Below are 521 nucleotides of genomic sequence, written 5' to 3' on the forward strand. Positions count from 1 at the left end.
GGGAACCAGACCTTCACCCGGGCAAACTCGTCGCAATAGATCTCCTCGCCTTCCGGCCCCGTCACATGGGCAATCTGCGGGCCGTCCACCAGCGGCTTGGCGCGCTGGGGCGGGCGATAGGGCAGCCGGGCGGGCATGGCCGAAAAGGATGCCGAATAAGTGGCCGGTCCCCCGCCTGCTTCCTCGCCAAGCGCCTGCGGCTGGCTGCCATGGTGCGACACGCTGAGGAGATGCCACGCCGTGTTGCAGGCATCATTGGGATGATCAGAGAGCGCCATCTTGAAGCCGGGCGACAGGTGGATGGCGTTTGTGCGCCCCTGCCCCGTGGTTGCGTCCACGCGCACCGCTTCCTGCCGGAACCTTGTGAACGGCTTTCCGGCGACATCCTGCTTGTAGCGACCCGGATAGTCGTAGAGCGCGTAGTCTTTGGCCGAGCCGTTGTCTTCCTGCCGGTCCTGCCGGTGTTCCTGGCTGTAGGGCGGGTTCTTGAACGTGTAGTCGCGCTGGGTGTAGCTGGTGGA

The 521-nt window shown here is 65.3% G+C and carries 1 protein-coding gene; it reads right to left on the reverse strand.

Annotated features, from left to right (window positions below; all coding sequences use genetic code 11):
- The coding region (locus F0155_RS23320) for a contractile injection system protein, VgrG/Pvc8 family (protein WP_280177020.1) at positions 1-521 on the reverse strand (521 nt) is incomplete at both ends.

Origin of the sequence: Roseibium sediminis, from assembly GCF_008711325.1 — a bacterium.
Lineage (GTDB): Bacteria > Pseudomonadota > Alphaproteobacteria > Rhizobiales > Stappiaceae > Roseibium > Roseibium sediminis.